The sequence below is a fragment of the Rhodococcus sp. R1101 genome, from assembly GCF_000278445.1.
GTDB classification, from domain to species: domain Bacteria; phylum Actinomycetota; class Actinomycetes; order Mycobacteriales; family Mycobacteriaceae; genus Rhodococcus; species Rhodococcus gordoniae.
Genome location: NZ_AJVB01000895.1, coordinates 1 through 665 on the forward strand (window position 1 = coordinate 1; position 665 = coordinate 665).

The following is a 665-nucleotide window of genomic DNA, read 5'->3' on the forward strand; positions in this document are numbered from 1 at the left end:
AGGACGGGTTGCGCGCGGTCCTCGGGGAGTGAGCCTTCCCGTCGGTACGCTGGAGGACAGGACCATCCCCCGACCGGAAGGATCGGCCGTGGAACTTCTGCTCATCGTCGCCGCCGTCGGCGCCGTGGTCTACTTCGTCTCCCGCGCCCAGAAGGGCACCACTCGTCACCGGACCGACACCCTCGACGACGCCAGAGCCGACGCGCGGCAGGCCATCGAGCGCCTCGGCGGCCAGATCTACAATCTGACCGGCACCGACGACGCCTCGCGTCAGGCACTCGCGGACGCCTCCGAACGGTTCACCGCCGCCGGCTCCCAGATCGAGCAGGCGAACACACCGATGCAGGCGCGCCTCGCGAAGCAGACCGCCCTCGAAGGTCTGTACTACATCCGGGCGGCACGCCTGGCGATGGGCATGGATCCGGGCCCGGAGATCCCGACGCTCGACGGTCAGAAATCCGCGGGTGAGGTCACCGAGAAGCGCACCGTCGACTTCGAGGGCCGCACGATCGCCGCATCGCCGTCGCCGTCCTCGGCGACGCCGAACTACTATCCGGGCGGTCGCGTCGCGGGGCGGCCCGTTCCCGCGGGCTGGTATTCGGAACCGTGGTGGAAGCCCGCCCTCGTCGCGGGTGCGTGGGGCGTCGGCTCCATGCTGCTCTTCT

At 70.2% G+C, this 665-nt stretch carries 1 protein-coding gene; it reads left to right on the forward strand.

What is annotated here, in order from left to right; genetic code table 11:
* Nucleotides 1-88: 88 nt before the first annotated feature.
* Nucleotides 89-665: hypothetical protein (locus R1101_RS0125060; protein ID WP_026003672.1), on the forward strand; the 577-nt coding region annotated here is incomplete at its 3' end.